General features: G+C 58.9%; 18 protein-coding genes. 8 read left to right on the forward strand and 10 right to left on the reverse strand.

From position 1 onward, the window contains the following. Positions 1–96: 96 nt before the first annotated feature. The 3 genes from cgtA to rplU form a co-directional block, all read right to left on the reverse strand. Complete coding sequence (gene cgtA / locus GQ39_RS20965; RefSeq protein WP_047533450.1) at positions 97–1,320, reverse strand: Obg family GTPase CgtA; 1,224 nt, start codon at positions 1,318–1,320, stop codon at positions 97–99. A gap of 197 nt (positions 1,321–1,517) precedes the next feature. Continuing rightward, positions 1,518–1,775 carry a 50S ribosomal protein L27 gene (gene rpmA / locus GQ39_RS20970; RefSeq protein WP_003281574.1) on the reverse strand — a complete coding sequence of 86 codons (258 nt, stop codon included), beginning with the start codon at positions 1,773–1,775 and terminating at the stop codon, positions 1,518–1,520. A 35-nt stretch (positions 1,776–1,810) separates the two neighbouring features. Next, positions 1,811–2,125, reverse strand: a complete 315-nt coding sequence (gene rplU, locus GQ39_RS20975) for a 50S ribosomal protein L21 (RefSeq protein ID WP_007950961.1) — start codon at positions 2,123–2,125, stop codon at positions 1,811–1,813. Positions 2,126–2,365: 240 nt separating this feature from the next. On the opposite strand from rplU, the gene GQ39_RS20980 reads away from it, so the two are divergent. The 3 genes from GQ39_RS20980 to GQ39_RS20990 all read left to right on the forward strand — a co-directional run bounded on the left by GQ39_RS20980 (position 2,366) and on the right by GQ39_RS20990 (position 4,339). Beyond that, on the forward strand, positions 2,366–3,334 hold the full coding sequence (locus GQ39_RS20980; RefSeq protein WP_047533460.1) for a polyprenyl synthetase family protein: 969 nt from the start codon (positions 2,366–2,368) through the stop codon (positions 3,332–3,334). 205 nt (positions 3,335–3,539) lie between these two features. Further along, complete coding sequence (locus GQ39_RS20985) at positions 3,540–3,881, forward strand: zinc ribbon domain-containing protein YjdM (protein ID WP_047533463.1); 342 nt, start codon at positions 3,540–3,542, stop codon at positions 3,879–3,881. 200 nt (positions 3,882–4,081) lie between these two features. Further along, a complete protein-coding gene (locus GQ39_RS20990; RefSeq protein WP_047533465.1) occupies positions 4,082–4,339 on the forward strand; it encodes a PA4570 family protein in 258 nt (85 codons plus the stop codon). A gap of 132 nt (positions 4,340–4,471) precedes the next feature. Here GQ39_RS20990 and GQ39_RS20995 read toward each other — a convergent pair whose 3' ends face one another. From GQ39_RS20995 to GQ39_RS21005, 3 genes are all read right to left on the reverse strand, one after another. Continuing rightward, complete coding sequence (locus GQ39_RS20995; protein ID WP_047533466.1) at positions 4,472–5,089, reverse strand: FKBP-type peptidyl-prolyl cis-trans isomerase; 618 nt, start codon at positions 5,087–5,089, stop codon at positions 4,472–4,474. Positions 5,090–5,209: 120 nt separating this feature from the next. Then, positions 5,210–5,518: a DUF6482 family protein gene (locus GQ39_RS21000; protein ID WP_047533468.1), complete on the reverse strand. Its 309-nt coding sequence runs from the start codon at positions 5,516–5,518 to the stop codon at positions 5,210–5,212. A gap of 149 nt (positions 5,519–5,667) precedes the next feature. Next, on the reverse strand, positions 5,668–6,156 hold the full coding sequence (locus tag GQ39_RS21005; RefSeq protein ID WP_047533470.1) for a TIGR00645 family protein: 489 nt from the start codon (positions 6,154–6,156) through the stop codon (positions 5,668–5,670). 169 nt (positions 6,157–6,325) lie between these two features. Between GQ39_RS21005 and GQ39_RS21010 the strand changes: the two genes are divergently transcribed. After that, positions 6,326–8,155 (forward strand): hypothetical protein, encoded by a 1,830-nt coding sequence (locus GQ39_RS21010; RefSeq protein WP_047533473.1) that lies wholly within the window; start codon positions 6,326–6,328, stop codon positions 8,153–8,155. A gap of 3 nt (positions 8,156–8,158) precedes the next feature. Here GQ39_RS21010 and GQ39_RS21015 read toward each other — a convergent pair whose 3' ends face one another. Next, entirely contained in the window at positions 8,159–8,500 is a 342-nt protein-coding gene (locus GQ39_RS21015) for a PA4575 family protein (RefSeq protein WP_047533476.1), read from the reverse strand. A gap of 319 nt (positions 8,501–8,819) precedes the next feature. Continuing rightward, positions 8,820–11,258, reverse strand: a complete 2,439-nt coding sequence (locus GQ39_RS21020) for a Lon protease family protein (protein ID WP_047533479.1) — start codon at positions 11,256–11,258, stop codon at positions 8,820–8,822. Positions 11,259–11,536: 278 nt separating this feature from the next. Here GQ39_RS21020 and GQ39_RS21025 point away from each other — a divergent pair, with 278 nt between their 5' ends. The 3 genes from GQ39_RS21025 (at position 11,537) to GQ39_RS21035 (ending at position 14,604) form a co-directional block, all read left to right on the forward strand. Next, complete coding sequence (locus GQ39_RS21025) at positions 11,537–12,025, forward strand: DUF3015 domain-containing protein (protein WP_047533482.1); 489 nt, start codon at positions 11,537–11,539, stop codon at positions 12,023–12,025. A gap of 96 nt (positions 12,026–12,121) precedes the next feature. After that, the gene (locus GQ39_RS21030; protein WP_047533485.1) at positions 12,122–13,975 is read left to right on the forward strand and encodes an Lnb N-terminal periplasmic domain-containing protein; all 1,854 of its coding nucleotides are present in this window, start codon (positions 12,122–12,124) and stop codon (positions 13,973–13,975) included. A 134-nt stretch (positions 13,976–14,109) separates the two neighbouring features. Then, entirely contained in the window at positions 14,110–14,604 is a 495-nt protein-coding gene (locus GQ39_RS21035) for a GreA/GreB family elongation factor (protein ID WP_047533488.1), read from the forward strand. Here GQ39_RS21035 and gdhA read toward each other — a convergent pair. After that, on the reverse strand, positions 14,601–15,938 hold the full coding sequence (gene gdhA, locus GQ39_RS21040; protein WP_047533496.1) for an NADP-specific glutamate dehydrogenase: 1,338 nt from the start codon (positions 15,936–15,938) through the stop codon (positions 14,601–14,603). The two genes, GQ39_RS21035 and gdhA, sit on opposite strands and share 4 nt — an antisense overlap. 377 nt (positions 15,939–16,315) lie before the next feature. Further along, positions 16,316–17,980, reverse strand: coding sequence for an energy-dependent translational throttle protein EttA (ettA, locus tag GQ39_RS21045; RefSeq protein WP_047533499.1), 1,665 nt, complete (start codon positions 17,978–17,980; stop codon positions 16,316–16,318). Positions 17,981–18,261: 281 nt separating this feature from the next. On the opposite strand from ettA, the gene GQ39_RS21050 reads away from it, so the two are divergent. Next, positions 18,262–22,110, forward strand: coding sequence for a sensor domain-containing protein (locus GQ39_RS21050; RefSeq protein ID WP_047533502.1), 3,849 nt, complete (start codon positions 18,262–18,264; stop codon positions 22,108–22,110). Positions 22,111–22,155: the final 45 nt, after the last annotated feature.

Here is a 22,155-nt window from a genome sequence, read left to right on the forward strand (position 1 = left end):
CCCGTGACGTTATTCGTGGTTATTCGTGACCAACGATCGATTTCCAGATACCAAAACGCCGCTCAATTGAGCGGCGCTTAAGTTTATCGCAACGAATCAGTCACGCACGTAAATGATTTCCGGACCGTCTTCGTCATCCACGTCTTCTTCATCCCAATCATCGTCGCCGATGTCGTGGACCGACTTCACGCCGCTGCGACGCAGGGCACGCTGATCGTCCAGCGCTTGCAGCTGGGCACGCGCCTCATCCTCAATGCGCTGATCGAGCTCTGCCAGCTCCTCCCGGTAGGCGGGATCATTGGCCAGACGATCGGCACGATCTTCCAGATAGCGCATGATGTCGTGGCACAAGCGCTCGGTGTTCTGCTTGGCGATGGCCGAAATCACATAGACCGGACCCGTCCACTCCAGGCGATCAACGATTTCCTTGACGCGTGCATCATGCTCTTCTTCAAGAATCTGGTCGCATTTGTTCAGGACCAACCAACGATCACGCTCAGCCAGGGACGGACTGAACTTGGTCAATTCGTTAACGATGACTTCTGCGGCGTCCGGAGCACTGGTGTCATCCAGCGGCGCCATGTCGACGAGGTGCAGCAGCAGACGGGTACGCGACAAGTGCTTGAGGAAGCGAATACCCAGACCCGCGCCTTCGGAAGCACCTTCGATCAGGCCCGGAATGTCCGCAACCACGAAGCTTTTCCAGCGATCGACGCTGACCACGCCGAGGTTTGGCACCAGCGTGGTGAACGGGTAGTCGGCAACTTTCGGCTTGGCCGCCGATACCGAACGGATAAAGGTACTTTTGCCAGCGTTCGGCAAGCCCAGCAGACCCACGTCCGCCAGCACTTTCATTTCCAGCTTGAGATCACGCTGCTCGCCCGGCTTGCCCGGCGTAGTCTGGCGCGGTGCACGGTTGGTACTGGATTTGAAACGCGTGTTACCCAGACCGTGCCAGCCGCCATGGGCCACCAGCAGCTTCTGGCCAGCCTTGGTCAGGTCACCGATCACTTCCTGAGTCGCGGAATCGATCACGGTGGTGCCGACCGGAACGCGCAGAACCAGATCCTCACCCTTCTTGCCGGTGCAGTCGGTGCTGCCACCATTGGAGCCACGCTCGGCATCGAAGTGCCGGGTGTAACGGTAATCCACCAGGGTATTGAGGTTTTCGTCGGCGATCATGTAGACCGAGCCGCCATCACCGCCATCACCACCGTTCGGACCACCGTTCTCGATGAATTTCTCGCGCCGGAAACTCATGCAACCGTTACCGCCGTCGCCAGCCTTTACTCGAATCGATACTTCATCAACAAACTTCATAACACAACGCCTCTCGCCATACGGACGAGCCGAAAAACACTAAGACATAAGACTCTTGCAAAAATGAGCGCAGCGACCTCAATCAACGACCGCACAATCCAGCGCGCCGACAGCCCATACAAACAGTTTTGCAAGAGACTCACCCCACAAACGAAAAAGCCCCGTCGCGAGACAGGGCTTTTCCAGCGATCGCGCAATTAAGCTGCGACTACGCTCACATAACGACGACCGAAGGCGCCTTTTACTTCGAACTTGATCACGCCTTCGACTTTAGCGAAGAGGGTGTGATCTTTACCCATGCCAACGCCGTAGCCAGCGTGGAATTGGGTGCCGCGCTGACGCACGATGATGTTGCCTGCTTTGATAGCCTGGCCGCCATACATCTTCACGCCAAGGCGTTTGGCTTCTGAGTCGCGACCGTTACGGGTACTACCACCAGCTTTTTTGTGTGCCATGAGTTCAATTCTCCTAGTGAGGAATTAGGCTGTAATTAAGCCTGAATACCGGTGATTTTGATCTCGGTGTACCACTGGCGGTGGCCCATACGCTTCATGTGGTGCTTACGGCGACGGAACTTGATGATGCGGACTTTATCGTGACGACCTTGGGAGATCACTTCAGCCACAACGGTAGCGCCAGCAACAACTGGAGCACCGATATTCACGTCGTCACCATTGGCAACCAACAGAACGCGATCAAAGGTAACGGATTCGCCGGTAGCGACTTCCAGTTTTTCGATCTTCAGGTATTCACCTGGGGCGACTTTGTACTGCTTGCCGCCAGTAACGATTACTGCATAAGACATGGTATTTCTCCGATAATCCTGCTCACCCAGCTCTTTATAAGAAGAGGTATTGGCTGGCATGGCTGCATGGGGCTGGAAGGCCCGCTTGCAATTGCGTAAGGCAGGTGCTGCCCAGGAAGTTCAGGGTGCGCGATTGTACGCAAGGCACGAGCGCCTTGCAATAGGCCGTCCATCGCGCCTTGACACCTGCCGACGCGGGTCCTAGCATGCCGCGCAACCCTTCTGGAGCAACTGTCGCTGATGCAACCCCAAGCTTTCTACCGCGCGGTGGCGGACGATTTTAGCGCCGTCGACGGCATCATCAAGAAGCAGCTGACTTCCCGAGTGCCGCTGGTATCGAAAATCGGCGATTACATCACCTCGGCCGGCGGCAAACGCCTGCGTCCTTTATTAGTCTTGTTGTGCGGCAAGGCACTGGGTCGCGAAGGCGATGACCTGCGCCTGCTGGCAGCCACCATCGAATTCCTGCATACAGCGACCCTGTTGCACGATGACGTGGTGGACATGTCCGGCATGCGCCGTGGTCGCTCGACCGCCAACGCGATGTGGGGCAACGCCCCCAGCGTGCTGGTGGGCGACTTCCTGTATTCGCGCTCCTTCGAAATGATGGTCGAGCTCGGCTCCATGCCGGTGATGAAGATCCTCTCGCAAGCCACGCGCATCATCGCCGAAGGCGAAGTGCTGCAGCTGTCGAAGGTCCGTGACGCCAGCACCACCGAAGAAACCTATATGGAAGTCATCCGCGGCAAGACCGCGATGCTCTTCGAGGCCTCGACCCACAGTGCCGCAGCCCTGTGCGAAGCCACGCCGGAGCAGGCTGAAGCCATGCGCACGTTCGGCGATCATCTGGGCGTAGCCTTCCAGTTGGTCGACGACTTGCTGGACTACAAGGGCGACGCAGAAACCCTGGGCAAGAACGTCGGTGACGATCTGGCTGAAGGCAAGCCGACCCTGCCGCTGATCTACACCATGCGCGAGGGCACGCCGGAACAAGCTGCACTGGTGCGCAAGGCGATCCAGAAAGGGGGTATCGAAGACCTGGAAAGCATCCGCGAAGCCGTGGAAGCCTCGGGTTCCCTGGACTACACCGCGCAACTGGCCCGCGACTACGTGGCCCGCGCGATCAAATGCCTCGAGGCGCTGCCTGCCAGCGAATACCGCGATGCCTTGGTCGAGCTGAGCGAGTTCGCGGTCGCCCGCACGCACTGACAAACACTGCAAAACAATGTCGGAGCGAGCTTGCTCGCGATTAGGTACTTACATTCAACATTCTTGTTGCCTGAAAGGACGCTATCGCGAGCAAGCTCGCTCTCACAGGCTTGATCCCCACAGGTTTTCCTGCGCGGTGCCCGCTCCCGCCTAAAACCCTATACAATGTGCGCTTTTTAGCGATCCTGAATCCAAAGGAGCCTTAGTGAGCACGTTGCCACCCTGCCCGAAATGCAATTCCGAATACACCTACGAAGATGGCGCCCAACTGATTTGCCCCGAGTGCGCCCACGAGTGGTCCGCCAACGGTGAAGCCGAAGCCGTGTCCGATGACACCGTTAAAAAGGATTCGGTCGGCAATGTCCTGCAGGACGGCGACACCATCACCGTGATCAAGGACCTAAAGGTCAAGGGCACATCCCTGGTGGTCAAGGTCGGCACCAAGGTCAAGAACATTCGCCTGTGCGATGGCGATCACGATATCGACTGCAAGATCGACGGTATCGGCCCGATGAAACTCAAATCCGAGTTCGTCAGAAAAGTCTGATTCCGCTGTATTCCATCCCGCGCCAAGCGTGGGATGGTGCTTCGCCCTCCCCCGTCCCGCCTCTCTCGCAGTAGCCAGTCGCTAGCCGTTTTGACCTTGCGCAGTCTTTACCCCGTTAAAGCCACAATCCGTCGATAGACGCTTGCTATTCCGATAATAAGAATTATTCTCATTGAAACCCTTTTCAATGGAGATGACACATGACTTATTTGATCGATGCCTGGCTGGACCGCCCACACCCTTACCTGCGAATCCTGCATCGGGAAACCGGGGAAGTCTGTGCGGTGCTTGAAGAGGAAGCCTTGAGCGAACTGCAGGATCAGGGTGATCTGGACGTCAATGGCCTGAGCTCCTGCGAGCCGATGGTGCTCAAGGAACTGGTGCGCAATCTGTTTCTGTTCTGCTATGCCCGGGCCTTACGCCCGCACACTGAACCGCACCATAAAATCGAATTATGAAAAACGCCGCAAGACCCTGTAGGAGCGAGCCTGCTCGCGAAAAACTCAAAGACACCGCGTTCATTGAGAATGGCCGCGCTACCGTTGTCGCCCATCGCGAGCAGGCTCGCTCCTACAGGTAATCAGCAGGTCTTACAGAACGTCGAGCAGCTCGACGTCGAATACCAGTACGCTGTGCGGCGGAATGCTGCCAACGCCTTGCGCGCCGTAAGCCAGCTCGCTCGGCACGTACAGACGCCATTTGCTGCCGGCATTCATCAGTTGCAGGGCTTCGGTCCAGCCAGCGATCACGCCGCCGACCGGGAATTCTGCAGGCTGACCACGCTCATAGGAGCTGTCGAATACAGTGCCGTCGATCAGGGTGCCGTGGTAGTGGGTACGCACGGTGTCTTCACGGGATGGCTTGGCGCCTTCACCGGCAGTCAGCACTTCGAACTGCAGACCGGAAGCCAGGGTGGTGATGCCTTCACGCTTGGCGTTCTCGGCCAGGAAGGCCAGGCCTTCGCCAGCAGCCGCTTCAGCCTTGGCTGCCGCTTCGGCTTGCATGATTTCGCGGATGACCTTGAAGCTGGCGGACATTTCTTCCTGGCCCACACGGCTCGGCTTACCGGCGAATGCGTCGGTCAGACCGGCAAGGATCGCGTCCAGGCTAACGCCCGGTGGCGGGTTATCACGCAGCTGGTCGCCCAACTGACGGCCAATACCGTAGCTGACGCGGGTTTCGTCGGTGGACAGATTTACTTCGGACATGACACTGCTCCGCTGTGCGGACGGCCCTGGAACTTGCCGTGCGTGCACAGCGCGTCCCGGAGCGCCCGGAACCAAAAGGGCCAGCAGACTAGCACAGTTGCCACGGGTTGATGAGGGACGTCAGCCCTGTCGCGAATAACCAAGGTCGATCGGCACCTTCAGGTGTTCTTCGACGTCACCCAGCCCGCACATCTCGTCATGGACCAAGGTGTGCACGAGGTTGAAATTCAACTTGGGAAAGGAGTGCAGCACTTCACGCGCGTGCTCGACTGAACGCACGTGAAACATCTGCCCGCGAGCATCGCTCAACGGATACGCCGCGCCATGCATCCGCGCTTCCAGCAGGTAGATACCGCCTTCCATGGAAATCAGGTTCAGCTCATCGACCTTCCCGGCGACGGCATAGGCATTCAACTCTTGCAGGTTCATGAACGCACCTCACGCATTGGCGAGCCAAGACATCTACAGGGATATGCCTCGGCGCGTCAAAGCACAAGCCACAAACGATGCCGCCCGTCTGTTTGGGCAAAACCCCCTGTGGCGAACGAGCTTGCTCGCCGCAGGGAGCATGCCTGGTGTCAGTGCTTGGTCAGCTTATCCAGATAACCCATGGCAAACGCCGACACCACGAACGTCATGTGAATGATCACGTACCACTTCAAATGCTCGGGATCGACGTTTTTGGCGTCCATGAAAATCCGCAGCAAGTGGATGGAGGAAATGGCCACGATGGACGCCGCCACCTTCATCTTCAATGAAGACGAATCCATGGTGCCCAGCCAATTGAGCTTTTCCTTGTGTTCGTCGATATCCAGTTGGGAAACGAAGTTCTCGTAGCCGGAAATCATCACCATCACCAGCAAACCGCCCACCAGTGCCATGTCGATCAGCGACAGCAGCACCAGGATCAGGTCCGACTCGGCCATCGAAAAGACGTTGGGAATGACGTGGAAGACTTCCTGGAAGAATTTCAGTGCTAGCGCCAACAGTCCCAGGGACAGCCCGAAATAGATCGGAGCCAGCAGCCAGCGGGATGCATACATTGCATTTTCGATAAAGCGTTCCATTGAATCTCACACGTGGTCTGAAATGGCCGCGAGTATAACAGTCGCCTGTGTATGCCCAAAAGCCGCCAGAAACCGTTGAGAAATCCGCCACCTGCGCGTATGTGTCAAATTTTTTCTGCTAGTGTCCAAACTATTGACAGCCGCGTGATATCGGACAGGAAGAGTGGAAATGGATGTGCGACTAACGTTAACGAGTGCTGGAGTTTGCCTGGCCCTGTTGCTGGGCGCCTGCTCACCCGGCGAAGAGAAACGTCAGGTCAGCCTCGAGGAAAAGACCGCGCAGTTCGAAAAATCCCTGGACGCCATCACCGACCCTAAACTCAAGGAAGCCGTGGCTGAACTGGGCGGCTCGCTGTTGCTGCTGGAACGCGCGCAGCTCAAGCTGGACAGCAAACCCGTGGAAACCGAGTACGGCGACGACGCCCTCGCCGTACTCAAGCACTACCCCACGCCCCAGGCCCTGGTCGATACCTATATCAACGGCCTGTTCGTGCTGCGCAAAGACTCCAGTTCCGACTACCTGATCGATCTGCAACCGGTGTTCCCCTTCAATTTCAACATTCCCGCCGCGTTCCTGTTTCCCCATGGACTGGAATGGCAGTCGGTCACCCTGAACAACAAACGCGTCATCGCTTTCCAGCCGGAATGGTCGGAAACCGATCCGGGCATTCAATTGAGCCCGTCGAGCTCCAACCTGACCAGCCCGGATGACCTGACCGTGACCTACCCGTTCATCGAAGGCCTGGACATCGACCACAAGAACCAGCCACAACCGGTGAGCCTGCAAGGCAAGCTGGAAGTCATTGCACCGCGCCGGCTCTACAGCTTCGACTTGACGAAAAAGGACGTTGGCCAGACTCGCACCAACGACAACCTCAGCGTCACCTTGCTCAAGCTGACCCACAACTACGCCGAAATAGAGTTCAACAACAACGCACCGCTTGCACCCGAGATTGACGAAACCCCACTGAACCCGCTGATCGTCCAGGCCAGGGACGCCACCGGGCAATTTCTCACGCGCTCGGGGTCAATCAACGAAACCGCCTCGCAAATCGCCTTCTATCAACAACAGCTGGCAAAAATGCAGCAGCAGAAAACCTGGACCGACGCGTTCGGCAAACAACTCGACGAAGAACAGCGCGCCTTTGAAAAGCAACAAACCCACCATTACTCGAAGGTGTACTTCAACGGGCCGATCGAAACCCTCGAAGTCAGCCTGCTGGATTTTTCCGGAGCCACCGTAACGCGCAAGGACCTGAACCTGCCGATCCGACGCTTCGACCGTCACACCACGGAGAAAACCATCCAGCCACTGAGCTTTCCTGTGGTGGTGTATGACGACCAGGCGTCGACCTGGCTCAAGGGCGCCGCATTGACGGAGGAACAACTGAAGAAAGGGGTCAACATCAGTCAATCGGTCGATGACCCCAGCGCTGCAAGGGTCGAATTCAGTCACCTCAAGAGCTTCAATGACGAACTGCTCGGCTCGTCCTTCAACCCCGGCGACAGCCCCGTCAGTTTCTTCACCGAGGACAGTCGCGGCAAACGCGACGAGCCCATCGAACTACCCGCAGAGGCCTACCAGGTCGATCCACTGCGCGGCACCATCACCTATGACCTGAACCTGTTTCCGGAAACACCGGCTTACGTGGTGGGCTCCATGCCGCTGTTCCTGGCCACGGTCGAGAAAAAGCCCCTCGACGCCCATCAACTGCCCAAGGGGCTCGAGCTAAAGGGCAATGCACTGGTGGTGGATCTGAAAGTGTTTCCCGATCAGGACTGGCGTTTTTTCGCCAAGGATGACAGCGGCAACTACCTGAAGGAAATTCTGGCGGTCAACCATGATGCGAGTGCAGAAGGCCCCGGATTATTTGCCGTGCATTACTTCTACGGGCAACCCACGCAGTTGGAAACCTATCAGCGAACTGACCTCACCACCGTGCAATACGGTTTCGAGGTCAAGCTCGACAAGGCCGACACGTCCCATCTGGTCCAATAGCGCTTAATGCTCGGGCCGGAACTCGAAGCCACCGACGCTGCGGCAACGACCACCGTTGATTTCCCGCAACTGGGCTTGCAGATGCAGGCACCAGATCTGCGGGTCATCGGCCAGTTCATAACCATGCAAGGTCAGGCTTTCAACAATAGTGTCGAGTATCGACTCAGCGACAAAAGGTCCATGAAACGGGCCTTGAGCCTTGATGGCTGAAGGTTGTTCGCCCGCCATTCCGGCAGCGAAGAGTAAGGTCCACATGCCCGTATCGCCCGCCAACGGTTTGATGGCGCATTCGATACGGGTCACAAGACCCAGGCATTGACGGGTGAGGCAGAGGTTGCGCGACATGGCGGCGACCCTCGTTAGATCCGGTATTCAGCCCCCAAGCGAAGGCTGTCTCGATCCAGTGATTACTGTCGATATCCTTGAGCAGAGAATAGAAGAAAAGTCTGACTAGCACGTCAGGCAAGACCAGAAGGCGCCGAATGGTCATTGTGTGAATATTGACGTCAGAGTGATGGCACTTTGGGATACACACAAACAAATGTGGGAGCGAGCCTGCTCGCGATAACAGACTGACAGTCAACAAACATGCTGAATGTTAATCCGTCATCGCGAGCAGGCTCGCTCCCACAGTGGAACGGTTTAATCCCTGGATTGTTTTGTATCAGGCCGGTTTGGCTTCGACCAGTGCCTCCTGCGCCGCCTCTTTCTCGGCTTCCTTCAGATCGTCTTCGCTGATCATTTCCGCGATGACCCGCAAGCGCTCAACCACCCGCGCGTTGACACTGCCTTCAGGAAACTCGCCATTCTCATCCGGCTCACCCGCCGGCTCGCCTACCAGCAAGCTCAAGGCCTCGTCCGCCTGGCGCACCGCGTAGACATGGAACAGCCCTGCGCGCACCGCCGCCAGCACTTTTTCGTCGAGCATCAGCGTCGCGACGTTGGCATGGGGAATGATTGCCCCTTGCTCGCCGGTCAGCCCACGGGCTTCGCAGAGACGGAAGAACCCTTCGATCTTCTCGTTGACCCCACCCACCGCCTGCACTTCACCGAACTGGTTGATCGAACCGGTGATTGCAAAACACTGCTTGAGTGGGGTTTTCGACAGTGCCGAGATCAGCGTGCACGCCTCGCCCAGCGACGCACTGTCGCCATCGACATAACCGTAGGATTGTTCCAGCGCAATACTCGCGGAAATCGCCAATGGGAATTCCTGGGCATAACGACTGCCCAGATAGCCGGTGAGGATCATCACGCCTTTGGAGTGAATCGGCTGACCCAGGTTGACCTCACGTTCGATATCGACGATACCGCTGCCGCCCGGATACACCGTGGCAGAAATCCGCGCCGGCACACCGAAGGCCGAATCGCCGACTTCCAGCACCGTCAATCCGTTGCACTTGCCGACGGCCGCGCCATCGGTGTCGATCAGGATGATCCCGGCCAGCATGTCGTCGAGAATCCGCGCCGACACACGCCCGGTACGGGTGGCCTTGGCCTTGAGCGCTCGTTCGATGTGACCGGCATCGGTCATTTCATCACTCGCCAGATGACGAATGAAATCCGCCTCGCTGACCAGTTGGAACAGATCGCCAATGCGTGCCGACAAACGCCCCTGATGCTCGGCCAGGCGAGCACTGTAAGTCGCCAGCCGCGCCACCGCATCGGCGGTCAACGGCGCCATGCCTTCTTCCGAAGTGCGGGTTTTGAGCAACTGAGCGAACTGCTCCAGGCTCTCGTCGACCATCGGGATATCTTCATCGAAATCCACCAGGACACGGAACATCTCCTGGAAGTCCGGATCGAGGTCCTGCAGCGTGTAGTAGAGCGAACGGGCGCCGATGATCACGACTTTGACCTGCAACGGAATGTTTTGCGGGGTCAGGGTCACGGTGGCCAGGCGCCCCAGTTCACCCAGCGGCGATTCCATTTTCAGCTTGCGCGATTGCAGGGCGCGTTTCAGCGCGTCCCATACAAACGGCTCGCTGAGCATTTTTTCCGCTTCAAGGATCAGGAAGCCGCCGTTGGCCCGATGCAACGCCCCCGGCCGCAGCTGCCGATAGGTCGTGTACAGCGCGCCTTGGTCAGTGCTGTATTCGATGCGGCCAAACAGGTTTTCGTAAGTCGGGTGCGGCTCAAACACCACGGGCGCACCGCCACTGGAGGCATGACCGACCACCAGGCTCGGCGCGTACTGTTCTTCCAGCAGTTTGCGGGCGACGGCGTCAGTCTTGCTGTCGTCCACCAGTTGCTCGACCACGGTCTTGAGCAGGTACACCTGCATGGCTTGCAGGTAACCGCACACGGCGGCGTTCTCTGCGTACTTTTCCGACAACGGCGAAAGCAACGGCTGCAAGGCCAGGGTGATGGTTTCTTCGTTGAGGTGGCGCAGCTGATTGCTCGACTCGCGCTTCCATTGCGGCAGGCTGGCCAGCTCTTCGTTCAGACGCTCTTCCAGAGCGGAAATGTCGTCATGGAAGCGTTCACGCTCGGCTTCCGGCAACTGGGCGAACTCCGCCTCGTCCAGCGCCTTGCCCTCGGCCATCGGGGTGAAGGCGATGTTGCTGCTGTCTCGGTAGAGCGCGACATCCTTCTCCAGGGCCAGACGCTCGATGATATCCAGCGCCTTGTCGTAGCGCTGGTTGAAGGCGCGGTCGATGGCACTTTTCTTTTGTTGATAGGACGGGTGCTCGAACACCGCTGGAAAAGTGGCCAGCAGGTTGTCGATCAAGCCGTTGATGTCGCCGATGAAGGCGCCGGCGGTGCCCGACGGCAATTCCAGTGCGCGGGGCTCGCGCGGCTCATCGAAATTATTGACGTAGACCCAGTCCGCCGGGGTCTGCTGGCGTTTGGCTTCGGCCTTCAGGTAGCGTTTGACGAACGAAAACCGGCCGGTGCCGGGTTCACCCATGACGAACACGTTGTAACCGGGGCGTGGCATGGCCACACCGAACTGCAAGGCTTCGACCGCACGTTCCTGGCCAAGCACACCGCGGAAGGGCTCCAGATCATTAGTGGTAGAGAAGCTGAACTGTTCAGCGGAAAACGGACGGGTCAGCGCTTCAGGCGCTAGACGCAAGCTGGCAGCAACAGGATCAGGCATCGGGCTTCCTTACATCAGGCGGGGCAGATAGCGGCATTCTGGCGCTGCCCATGCCCGACTGGCAAGGAGCGCCTTAACCAAAGCATAGAGAACTCGAAACCCCTGTACAGAGCCGCGCCAATTCACTGTTTTCAACGAATGTTTTGCAAAAAATCACGGAACCGCTTGATCGTGCCTAAACTCCAAACTGCGCGGCTGGACTAATAACCGGCCCAACTGGCGCCGGAACGGGCCAAACCCCCTTTTCCATTGGTACGCATCTAAAAGAGAACAAAGCTATGAAACGGATTCTTCTCGGTACTCTCTTCACCGTTGCATCCCTCAACGCCATGGCTCAAGCGCCAGGCGGTCCGGATTGCGGTTGGGGCAACATGCTGTTCGAAGGTCAGCGTGGTACTCCGGCTCACTTCCTGGCATCCACCACCAACGGCACTTCCGGTAACGCAACCTTCGGCATGACTTCCGGGACCAACGGTTGCGCGACCAACGCTTCGCTGACCTATGGCGGCAAATCCTGGTTCGCCATGAATGGCATGATGAACGAGCTGTCCGAAGACATGGCTAAAGGTCAGGGCGAAGCGCTGACCACTTACGCCGTGGTACTGGGCGTGGCGCCGGAAGACCGTGCGCACTTCGCCGCCGTCACTCACGAGCACTTCCAACAGATCTTCAGCAAAGCTGACGTGACCGCTGAAGATGTTCATACCAACACCCTGGCCGTTCTGAAAAACGACCCTCGTCTGGCCAAGTACGCCACTCAAGCTTAAGCTCGACTCCACCCCGCTTCTTCAGGGAAGCGGGTTTTGTTTTTTGGACCTGCCCCTCTTTGGGTCTTTGTTTTTTTTCGAATTAAGTTGCCACTTATGCTCAAACGCCTTGCCTGGCTGGCGCTCAGTATCTGCGCCCCGCTGTCCGCCGCGTCTCAAGTCGATCCACAACGTTTGCAGCAACTGGCCAACGACCCTTTCTGGATTTCCCTGGGTCATTACGAAACCGCCAAGCTCGGCGGCTGGCGCAGCTACGTCAGTGACAAAAAATTCTTCCTCGCCGCCGATGGCAATGAACACCCTGATCACGAACTGGCGGCCACCGTGCAAGCGCTGTATGCCCCGGCCAGTGCTGGCGAACAGCATGCCCAATGCGTTTACCCGGCCCGCACCCGCTGGCTGAAAGCGCAGCTCAACCTGACGGATCTGCCGACCGAGGACTGCGCTGAGTTCAAGCAGTGGTTCAAGGATGTTTCGCCCCACAGCGCGGTGATGATCTTCCCGGCTGCCTACCTGAACAGTCCATCTTCGATGTTCGGCCACACCCTGTTGCGCATCGATCAGGCCGACGTACAGAGCGACAAGACCTCACTGCTCAGCTACGCGATCAACTTCGGCGCCTACATCGAAGGCTCGGATAACAGCATCCTCTATGCCTGGAAAGGCCTGATGGGCGGGTATCCGGGCCTCTTTGCGCTGGTGCCGTACCAGGAAAAACTCTCGGAATACCGTAGTCTGGAAAACCGTGACCTGTGGGAATACCGGCTGAACCTGACCCAGGCAGAAACGGCGCGCATGGTCGAGCACGTCTGGGAACTGAAACAGATCAAGTTCGACTATTTTTTCTTCGACGAAAACTGTTCCTATCGCCTGCTGGAGCTGCTGCAAGTGGCTCGCCCGAGCCTGCGCCTGACCGAACAATTCCCCCTGACGGCCATTCCCACCGACACCGTCAAAGCGGTGAAAGAGGCCGGGCTGGTGGAGTCCATCCAATATCGACCGTCGCGCGAGCGAGAACTTTTGAGCCGCGCCGCGCCCTTGACCGATGAAGAGCAACAGTGGGTGCTGAAGGTCAGCGCCGACCAGAAACAATTGCAGGCCCCGGCGTTCAAGGCACAGCCCCGCGACCGCCAGGCGTTGATCATCGACGCCGCTTATCGATTGGAGCGCTACCGGGCCAATGGACAGGAACGCGATCCCGCACGGGCCCAGCGCAGCTTCGAACTGCTGCGGGCGATCAATCAGAACCCGGCACCGGAGCTGGACATCCCGCAACCCGGCCTGCCGGAGGACGGTCACGAATCCCGCACCTGGCAGGCCGGTCTCGGCACCCGGGGCGACAAGGCGTTTGGTGAATACGGCCTGCGCATGGCCTATCACGACCTCAACGACAACGCCGAAAGTTTCCCCCTCGGCGCGCAGATCGAAATCCTCCAGCTCAAATTGCGCCAGTACGAAGGCAATGACTGGCAGTTACAGCAACTGGATCTGGCGACCATCCGCTCCCTGACACCGCGCAATGAGTTGCTGCAACCGCTGTCGTGGCAGGTCACAGGCGGTCTGGAGCGGGTCCCGGGCAAACATGACGACGAAACCCTGGTCAGCCACGTCAACGGCGGCGGCGGTGGCACCTGGCAACTGGGCGACGACCTGCTGGGTTTTGCCCTGGGCACCGTGCGGGTCGAGCACAACAATGACTTCGCCGGTTTTATCGCCCCGGCGGCGGGTTTCAACACGGGCCTGTTGTGGAAAAATCCGCTGGGCAACTTAAGCCTGGAGGCCAAGGGCGATTACTTCACCAATGGCGAAGTGCGTCGTGGCCTGAGCCTGAACCAGCAGTGGGAACTGTCGCGCAACCTGGGCTTGCGCCTGAGCGCCCAGCGCGAATTCAGCCACCTGGCCACGCCCGAGAACGAAGTGATGCTTGAGGTGAAGTGGTATCACTACTAGCTCACAGGCAGCGCGCCACCCCGTTGTGGACGAGCGTGCTGCCCGGGCCCGTCAGTCGCCACAGGTCGCTCACAGACATTCATCGAAACTAAAAGCCTGCAACCATGGCCCAAACCCTATATCGGGAGAAAACCATGAGTCGTGCCTTCGTCAATGAAGATAATGCCGCCGCGCAAGCCGATCAGCCGGTCGAACGGCAGGTCAGTGTGCAACCCAATTACGTTACGCCCTCAGGCCTGACCCAGTTGCAGGCGAAGGTCGCGGAGCTGCAAACCCTGCTGGGAGAACTGAACGCCCTGGGTGAGCTGGCCGACAAGCAGCGCGAAGCTGATCTTCAGCGCGACTTGAGGTATTTCAACCAGCGCCTGCAAAGCGCTCAAGTGGCACCGCCTGCCAGCTCAACGAAGAAAGTGCAGATCGGCAGCCGGGTGACGTTCGCGGACGAACACAATCACGAGCAAACGGTGCAAATAGTGGGCGAGGACCAGGCCGATGCGACGGTCGGCCTGATCAACTGGGCTTCACCGCTGGGCCGCGCGTTGCTCGGGGCACAACTGGGCGATGAGGTGCTGTGGCAACGCCCGGCCGGCGATCAACTGATCGAGATCATCCGCATTCAACCGGCTTAAACCACACCTTGGGCGAGCATGGCGTCGGCGACTTTGACGAAGCCGGCGATGTTCGCGCCTTTGACGTAGTTGACCTGGCCGTTCTCTTCCCCGTAATGCACGCACGCATGGTGAATCGACTGCATGATCGCGTGAAGCTTGCTGTCCACTTCACCGCCGGTCCACAGCAGGCGCATGGCGTTCTGTGACATCTCCAGCCCGCTCACCGCGACGCCACCGGCGTTCGACGCCTTGCCCGGTGCAAACAAAATGCCCGCCTCGATAAACAGGTCCACAGCCTCCAGGGTGGTTGGCATGTTCGCCCCTTCCGCCACACAGGTGCAGCCATTGCGCAACAGCGCACGGGCCGCCTCGGCATCCAGTTCATTTTGCGTGGCGCATGGCAGCGCGATGTCGCAGCTCAGCCCCCAAGGGTGCTGGCCGGCGAGGAACTCCAGGCCAAAACGGCCGGCCAATTCGCTGATGCGTCCACGCTGGACGTTTTTCAGTTCAAGCACCGCTTGCCATTGCGCTTCGGTCAAACCGCTTTCGCAATACAGCGTGCCTTCGGAATCGGACAGCGAAATCACCTTGCCGCCCAGATCCATGACCTTGCGCGCAGCGTACTGCGCGACGTTGCCCGACCCCGAAATCGCCACGCGTTTGCCTTCAACGGTTTGACCGCGACGCTTGAGCATTTCTTCGGCGAAGTACACGCAACCGAAACCGGTGGCCTCGGGGCGAATCAGGCTGCCGCCGTAGCTCGGCCCCTTGCCGGTCAGCACGCTGGTAAACTGGTTGCTCAGGCGTTTGTACTGGCCGAACAGGAAACCGATCTCGCGGGCACCGACGCCGATATCACCGGCCGGCACATCAACGTCGGCACCAATGTGGCGGTACAGCTCGCTCATGAAGGCCTGGCAGAAGCGCATGACCTCCGCGTCGCTCTTGCCTTTCGGGTCGAAGTCCGAGCCCCCCTTGCCGCCACCCATGGGCAACGACGTCAGCGAGTTCTTGAAGGTCTGCTCGAAGGCCAGGAACTTCAACACCCCGAGATTCACCGAAGGGTGGAAACGCAAGCCGCCCTTGTACGGGCCGATGGCGCTGTTCATCTGGATACGGAAACCGCGATTGACCTGGACCTTGCCCTGATCATCGACCCAGGAAACCCGAAAGACGATCGCGCGCTCCGGCTCGCACATGCGCTCCAGGATGCCGGAAGTCAGATAGTGCGGATTGGCTTCGAGAAAGGGCCACAAACTGCGCAGGACTTCTTCAACGGCCTGGTGGAATTCAGGCTGATCCGGGTCGCGTTTTTTCAGGCGGGCAAGGAAGGATTCGACGGATTCGATCATGGAAAAGTCTCGGCAAATTTTTTGTCGTAGGAAGCGCTTGGGCCGGACTTTAACAAACGATTCGCGCACAAGAACAGCGCAAAATGTCGCATTTGTGAAATTAAATGGTGCGCATGATATAAATAAGACTGATTTTTGAGCTGATTTTGCACCTGAATGGGGAGACAGGATCCAGATCATGCACCAACAGCTACACCGCTATCGCTGGCAGGCCAGCTCCCACAGAGGACGGCGGTGGAACACTGATCCCGGACATCCCAAAAAAACCTGTGGGAGATAGCCTGCTAGCGATGAATTCGCCTCGGCACTCCTGAAAAAAACCCGGGCAAAAAAAAACGGAGCCCGAAGGCTCCGCTTTTTCATGCCACCGACCCAAATCAGGCCAGTTTCTTGTGGCGTACCCGATGCGGCTGGGCAGCGGCTTCGCCGAGGCGTTTTTTGCGATCGGCTTCGTACTCGGTGTAGTTGCCTTCGAAGAACACCGCTTGGGAGTCGTCTTCGTACGCCAGGATGTGAGTGGCGACACGGTCAAGGAACCACCGATCGTGAGAGATCACAATGGCAGCGCCCGGGAAGTCCAGCAGGGCTTCTTCCAGGGAACGCAGGGTTTCAACGTCGAGGTCGTTGGACGGTTCGTCGAGCAGCAGGACGTTGCCGCCCTCTTTCAGGGTCAGGGCCAGGTGCAAGCGACCGCGCTCACCACCGGACAGGTCCTTGACGAACTTCTGCTGATCGCCGCCCTTGAAGTTGAAGCGACCGACGTAGGTACGCGACGGGATCTCGTAGTTGCCGATGCGGATCTGGTCGGAGCCATCGGAAATCTGCTGGAACACGGTCTTGCTGCCGTCCAGGTCTTCGCGGCTCTGATCGACGCACGCCAGTTGCACGGTTTCACCGACTTCGATGGTGCCCGAATCCGGCGTTTCCTTGCCCATCAGCATGCGGAACAGGGTCGACTTACCGGCACCGTTACCGCCGATTACACCGACGATGGCGCCTTTAGGCATGGAGAACGACAGGTTGTCGATCAGCACGCGATCGCCGTAGCCCTTGGTGACGTTCTTGAACTCGATGACCTTGTCGCCCAGGCGCGGACCGGCCGGGATGTAGATCTCGTTGGTTTCGCTGCGCTTCTGGAATTCCTGCGATTGCATTTCCTCGAAGCGTTGCAGACGAGCCTTGGATTTCGACTGGCGGGCCTTGGCGCCTTTGCGCACCCACTCCAGTTCTTCCTTCATGGCCTTTTCATGGGCCGACTGCTGCTTGGATTCCTGGGCCAGACGATCGGACTTGGCTTCCAGCCAACCCGAATAGTTGCCCTCGTAAGGAATGCCCGCGCCACGGTCGAGCTCGAGGATCCAGCCGGCCACGTTGTCCAGGAAGTAACGGTCGTGCGTGATCGCTACCACGGTGCCCGGGAAGTCGTGCAGGAAGTGCTCCAGCCAGGCGACGGAATCGGCGTCCAGGTGGTTGGTCGGTTCGTCGAGCAACAGCATGTCGGGGGCGGACAGCAGCAGGCGGCACAGCGCCACACGGCGCTTTTCACCACCGGACAGGTGTTCGACTTTGGCATCCCAGGCCGGCAGGCGCAGTGCATCGGCGGCGACTTCCAGTTGGCGTTCCAGGTTATGACCGTCGCTGGCCTGCAGGATCGCTTCGAGCTTGGCCTGTTCGGCAGCCAGTTTGTCGAAGTCGGCATCCGGGTCGGCATAGGCGGCGTAGACCTCGTCCAGGCGCGCTTGCGCGTCCTTGATCACGCTGACGGCTTCCTCGACCACTTCACGCACGGTCTTGGTCGGATCCAGTTGCGGCTCTTGCGGCAGGTAGCCGATGTTGAGGTCCGGCATCGGACGGGCTTCGCCGTCGAACTCGGTGTCAACGCCCGCCATGATTTTCAGCAGCGTGGATTTACCCGAACCGTTGAGGCCGAGCACGCCGATCTTGGCGCCTGGGAAGAAGGACAATGAGATGTTTTTCAGGATTTCCCGCTTCGGCGGCACAACTTTGCCCAGCCGATGCATGGTGAATACGTATTGAGCCATGGAGAACCTAGGGTCAGTGACAGATGAATGATCAGGGCTCAGGCGATGCCTGGCCAGGCCGTGCGCGTCGCCCGATTGAAAGCGTTCAAGGTGGTGCGCGCTGAAAAAGCCCTGGGAGCTGGAACGCTCCCGCGTAACCGGCAAAGCTACCTGAATGACAGATGGCCGTCCAGCCGAGCGGGACTGGCACTTTGCCACAACTCAAGGCATGCTAGCCGCCCTTCGGGCGTCCGGCTTATAGTGCACGTCGCGCCAGTCAAGCCAAACCGCAGGATCAAAGTTTGTCCAACGTCCCTTCGCCCCTGACCACCAGCGCACCATTAACGGCGCCCGGCTCTCCCCTGCGCGGAACGCTCATAGGCGCGTTGGCGACGCTTGTACTATTGCTGCTCGCGTTGCTGTTCTGGCAGCTGCTGGATCAGTTGCGCGAAACACAGAAAAACCAGCGTCAGTACACCATCGACTACACCGCTGATCTGGCCGCACAAGTCAGCCTGAACATGGCGCTCAACGCGCAGATCGCCCTTAACCTGCTACCGATCGTCGAACAACCGCAAAGTCCCGACGAACAGCAGGAGCTGCTGCGCAAACTGCAAAAGTCCCTGCCCGACCTGGTCAGCCTGGCATTGCTCAGCCCGTCCGGAGTCATCCTCAATGACAGCGCCGACAACAGCGAAGACGCCGATTTCCTGAGCGAACTGGTCCGTCGCAGCGGTGCCCAGCGTCACTACTTCAGCAATGCCATCGACGGCTCGGCGGTGCATCTGCTGTTGCATCAGGCCAGCGGCAGTACCCGCGGCTACTGGGCCTTGCGCCTGAAGCCGACGTTTCTTTCGTCACTGACCAATCTGACTGACGTGACCGGCCGACCGCAGTGGCTGGTGGAAAACCGCTTCAACCACCAGATCATCAGTCGCGATGAAGCCCTTCCCCTGGTCAACCCGGGCACGCTGACCCAGGACGATGTGGCCAACAGCGTGCTGACCGTGCCCTTGAGCAGCAGCGACTGGCAACTACGTGGATTGTTCGATCGGCAACGTGTACTTGAAGAACTGCTGCCGGCCTTCATTGGCAAGTGCCTGCTGGGCCTGGCCTTTTCCATGCTGCCGTTTATCGTCCTGCTGAACATGCGCCGCCGCCAGCGCCAGTTGCATGAAGGGCGTCGACGTTATCAGGAGATCTTCGAAGGCACCGGCGTCGCACTGTGCGTGCTCAACATATCCGGCCTTAAAAACGCATTCGACAAGGCTCAATTGCAGAACACCGAACAACTGCAAGCGTGGCTGGCGGTCCCGCAGAGTCGCCGGCAATTGTTGCAGGAATTGCGCATAACCGAAGTCAATCAGGTTGCACTGCAACTGCTCAACGTCACGACCTCCGCTCAAGCCTGGAAGTTGCTGATCGACGGCAACCCGCTTGGGGACAGTGCCATCGGCAATCAGGTGCTCGAAGCGGTCCTCAACCAGCAAAAGCAGCTTGAACTGGAAATCAAACTGGAGAACGCCAGTGGTCGGGACCAGCATCTGTGGCTGGTGCTGCGCCTGCCGGAAGATCCCGAGGACTATAAAGCGGTGATCCTGAGCATCACCGACATCACCAGCCGTAAACTCATCGAGCTGTCTCTGCTGGAGCGCGAAGGATTCTGGTCCGACGTGGTGCGAACCGTGCCCGATCACTTGTACGTGCAGGACGTGATCAGCCAACGAATGATCTTCAGCAACCACCATCTGGGCCAGACGCTGGGATACAACCGCACCGAACTGCAACAGATGGGCGAGTATTTCTGGGAAATCCTCCTGCACCCCGAAGACGCCGACTTCTATCACCGTTCGCGCCAGGCCCAGAGGCAAGCCGGTTATCGGCAATTGATGCAGTGTCAGTTGCGCTTTCGTCACCACAACGGCGGATGGCGGCGCTTCGAGATTCGCGAGCAGGCTCTGGCAAGGGACAAGCACGACCAGGTCACGCGGATTATCGGCGTGGCCAAGGACATCACCGACCAGATCGAAGCCAGTGAATCCCTGCGCGACAGCGAACAGCGTTACCGGATGCTCGCTGAAAGCATCAGCGACGTGATTTTCTCCACCGATAGCCGAATGGCACTCAACTACGTCAGCCCGTCGGTGCAATCGGTGCTGGGCTACGAAGTCGAGTGGATTTTCCACAATGGCTGGCAATCGACCATCGCCAACCCGCAGCAGTTGACCGGCATATTCCACCTCATGGACCGGGTCAGCAAAGCGCTGGATAAACCCGATCAACTGGCCTTGTTGCGCAGCCAGGTGCAGACCCAATTGTTCCTGTTCGACTGCCTGCGGGCCGACGGGCGCAAGATTCCCATCGAGTTGCGGCTGGTACTGGTCTGGGATGAACACGGTGCGTTTGAAGGCGTGTTGGGGGTCGGTCGCGATATCAGCCAGCAACGCCGCGCCGAGAAAGACCTGCGCATGGCGGCTACGGTTTTTGAACACTCGACCTCGGCGATCCTGATCACCGACCCGGCCGGCTATATCGTCCAGGCCAACGAGGCGTTCAGCCGCGTCAGTGGTTATGCGGTGGAGCAAGTCCTCGACCAGTTGCCGAACATGCTGACCGTCGACGAGCAGCAGGAAGCCCATCTGCGTTATGTACTCAAGCAACTGAGCCAGCACAGCACCTGGGAAGGCGAAGTCTGGCTCAAGCGCCGCAATGGTGAGCACTATCCGGCCTGGGTCGGCATCACCGCCGTTCTGGATGATGAGGGCGATCTGGCCAGTTACGTGTGCTTCTTCACCGACATCAGCGAGCGCAAGGCCAGCGAACAGCGGATTCACCGCCTCGCCTATTACGACGCCCTGACGCACCTGCCCAACCGCACATTGTTCCAGGACCGTCTGCACACCGCATTGCAAGCGGCGGAACGGCAAAAGTCCTGGGTGGTGCTGATGTTCCTCGACCTGGACCGCTTCAAGCCGATCAACGACTCCCTGGGGCATGCCGCAGGCGATCGCATGCTCAAGGACATGGCCACGCGCCTGCTCGGCTGCGTCGACGATGACGACACCGTGGCGCGCATGGGTGGCGACGAGTTCACCTTGCTCCTGCAACCGCGAGCCAACCGCCAAATCGCCTTGAACCGGGCGATTCATGTGGCAGAGCAGATACTCGCCAGCCTGGTGAAGCCCTTTGTGCTCGAAGGCCGCGAATTCTTCGTGACCGCCAGTATCGGCATCGCCCTCAGCCCGCAGGACGGTAACGAACTCAGCCAGTTGATGAAGAACGCCGACACCGCGATGTACCACGCCAAAGAACGAGGCAAGAACAACTTCCAGTTCTACCAGGCGGACATGAACGCCAGTGCCCTGGAGCGTCTGGAGCTGGAAAGCGACTTGCGCCACGCCCTGGAGCAAAACGAATTCGTGCTGTATTACCAGCCACAATTCAGTGGCGACGGCAAACGCTTGACCGGCGCCGAAGCCCTGCTGCGCTGGCGCCATCCACGACGTGGCCTGGTGCCGCCGGGGGACTTCATTCCGGTGCTCGAAGAACTCGGCCTGGTGGTGGATGTCGGCGACTGGGTGATCAGCGAGGCTTGTCGCCAGCTGAAAAACTGGCACCAGACCAAGGTGCGCGTGCCGAAGGTCTCGGTGAACATTTCCGCCCGGCAGTTCTCGGATGGTCAGCTCGGTACGCGGATCGCCACCATTCTCAAGGAAACCGGCCTGCCGCCGGCCTGCCTGGAACTGGAGTTGACCGAGAGTATCCTGATGCGCGAAGTCTGCGAGGCGATGCAGATCCTCGACGGCCTGAAGAACCTCGGCCTGAGCATTGCGGTCGACGACTTCGGCACCGGGTATTCATCGCTCAACTACCTCAAGCAGTTCCCGATCGACGTACTGAAAATCGACCGAACCTTCGTCGACGGCCTGCCCTCGGGTGAACAGGATGCACAGATTGCCCGCGCGATCATCGCTATGGCCCACAGTCTCAACCTGGCAGTGATCGCCGAGGGCGTGGAAACCCAGGAACAACTGGACTTCCTGCGCGAACACGGTTGCGATGAGGTTCAAGGCTACCTGTTCGGCCGCCCGATGCCGGCCAACAAGTTTGCAGCGCAGTTCAGCAATGATGCCCTCTTCATGTTTGATTGATTGGAGCCCAAAGCTCCAATCAATCAAACATGAAGACCAGTTGCG

This window comes from Pseudomonas sp. 11/12A (assembly GCF_000800055.1).
GTDB lineage: Bacteria > Pseudomonadota > Gammaproteobacteria > Pseudomonadales > Pseudomonadaceae > Aquipseudomonas > Aquipseudomonas mohnii.